The following is a 2471-nucleotide window of genomic DNA, read 5'->3' as shown; positions in this document are numbered from 1 at the left end:
TGTCAATCGGCATTCAAACCTGACCCCCTATCGGCGCCCAATATTGACCCCCTTGATGCTGAGCAGGCCCGGCGCTGCGTAGTCTCCATTTAACGCAGCAGTGGCGGGCCTGCGGGGTTTCGGATTTGCGTTATGCGCGGTTTTTGAAGCGCCAGCTTTCGTTGCCGGTCTCGACGATCTCGCAATGGTGGGTGAGCCTGTCGAGGAGCGCGGTGGTCATTTTGGCATCACCGAAGACGCTGGGCCATTCCCCGAAGGCCAGGTTCGTGGTGACGATGATCGAGGTGCGCTCATAGAGCTTGCTGATCAGGTGGAACAAAAGCTGACCGCCGGTCTGCGCAAAGGGCAGATAACCCAACTCATCAAGGATCAGGAAGTCGAGCCGTGAGATGAGGTCGGCGGTTCGGCCCTGCCGTTCTGCACGGGCTTCGGCGTCGAGCTTGTTCACGAGATCGACGACATTGAAGAACCGCCCACGCCAGCCAGCTCGGATGCAGGCGCGGGCGATGCTAACGGCAAGATGGGTTTTGCCGGTGCCTGTGCCGCCGATCAGGACGAGGTTGCGTTGATGGTCGAGGAAGTCCCCACTTGCCAGGTCACGGATCAGCGTCTCGTTGACCTCGGCGGCCTCGAAGTCGAACTCTTCCAGTTCTTTGGCCAGGGGCAGTTTGGCAATGGTCATCTGGTATTTGACCGAGCGGGCTTGCTTCTCGCGGATCTCGGCGGTGAGCAAATCCCCTATGATCTGTTGCGGCTCATGCTGGCGTTTGACGGCGGTGGTCAGGACCTCGTCATACGCTGCTCTCATTCCGTAGAGCTTCAGCTTTCCCATCGCGTCGATCACGTCTGAACGTTCCATCTGCCTTTCTCCTCAAGCTGTCGTATCGGTCGCAGTCTGCAATTGGCTCGCAGGCCAGCTGCAGCGCGTCCGGGGTGGTAATGGTCAAGGGTGGTGGCGGCTCGCGGTGCCGGGCCAGGATGTTCAGCACGACGCCAGCCGAATGAACGTTGTGGCTGAGGGCTTCGGCACATGCGGCCTCGACCGCATCGATCCCGTCGGTCAGCACGGCGCTGAGGATGTCGACCATCTGTCGGTCGCCGCCGGGCTGGTGTTCCAGTTTGCGCCACACGCGTCGGATTGGCACCGGCAACTCCCACTCCTTGAACGGCGCCCCGTTGCGAAGGGCACCAGGTTTGCGGGCCAGAACGGGTATGTAATGCAGGGGATCAAAGATGGTTTTATCCCGCCCGAACGCCCTAGCGTGACCGCCGACAATCCGGCCGTCCTGCCAGCATTCCAGCCGGTCCGCATAGGCGCGGATCTCCACCGGCCGCCCCACTGCACGGGCATCGACCGAGTACCTGTTCTTGTCGAAGCGGATCAGACAGGTCTTTGACACCGACGCTGGAACTGCGTGGAACCCATCGAACGGGCCGACGTAAGGAACAAGGCTTGGGCGCTCGTCTTCGAACACCTCCCAGATTGTCCTGTCCCGCAGCTCCGGATGTTTGTTGGCCCGGGCATAGGCCAGGCACCGATCTTCCAGCCAGGCGTTCAGCTCGGCATAGGATTTGAACTTCGGGCGTGGCACGAAGAACCGCCGTCGGATCACACCGACCTGGTTCTCGACCTGGCCCTTCTCCCAACCGGACGCAGGCGTGCAGGCCACGGGGTCGACCAGATAATGCCCGCACATTTGCTGGAACCGCCGATTGTAAGCGCGATCCTTGCCCACGAAGATCGCATCCACTGCCGTCTTCATATTATCGTAGATGCCTCGGGCGCAGGCGCCGCCGAAGAAGGCGAACGCCTTGTCGTGGGCGTCGAACACCATCTCCTGCGTCTCGCGGGGGTAAGCCCGGACAAACGGCATCCGGCTGTGGCTCAGGCGAACATGCGCAACCTTCACCGTCACGGTTGCACCATCGATCAGAACGGTCTCATGGCTCCAGTCGAACTGGTAGGCTTCGCCGGGATCGAAGCTCAGCGGAACATACGCCGCTGCAGATGCCTCCCGCGTCGCCTTCGACCAACTGGCCGCATATCGGCGAACCGCATCGTAACTGCCGTCATAGCCGCGATTGCGCAGTTCTTCGTAGACCCGGACAAGTGTCAGACGCTGGCGCTTGGGCTGCCGGGCGTTCTCGGCAAGCATCTCGTCCAGGTCGGAACGCCAGGGATCGATCTTCGGCCGGGGCTGCGTCGAACGGTCATAGCTGAACTCCGTTGCACCCGAACGCACCACCTTGCGCACCGTGTTCCGCGACACTCGCAGCTCACGGCAGATCTGCTTGATCGACTTACCCTGGATGAAATACGCCCGCCTGACCTTCGCAATCGTTTCCACAACCAACATCCCCAAACCGCTCCCTCAAGCCTTTGAGGAAGCTTCTGAACAGAAATATCAGGGGGGTCACTTTTGGACGCCGATTACCCCAATACAGGGGTCAATTTTGCATGCCGTTTCACA

Annotated in this window: 2 protein-coding genes; both read right to left on the bottom strand. The window is 60.8% G+C overall.

All coding sequences use genetic code 11. The features are described 5' to 3' along the window. Positions 1–130 precede the first annotated feature (130 nt). Positions 131–859, bottom strand: coding sequence for an IS21-like element helper ATPase IstB (gene istB, locus ACR0AG_RS22360; protein ID WP_480842877.1), 729 nt, complete (start codon positions 857–859; stop codon positions 131–133). After that, the gene (gene istA / locus ACR0AG_RS22355; RefSeq protein WP_480842875.1) at positions 792–2357 is read right to left on the bottom strand and encodes an IS21 family transposase; all 1566 of its coding nucleotides are present in this window, start codon (positions 2355–2357) and stop codon (positions 792–794) included. The genes istB and istA overlap by 68 nt, the downstream gene beginning before the upstream one ends. Between the last annotated feature and the right edge of the window lie 114 nt (positions 2358–2471).

Source organism: Ruegeria sp. H6, assembly GCF_056532975.1.
Note: the sequence above shows the minus strand (reverse complement) of the source record. Positions and strands in the feature narration are given on the sequence as shown.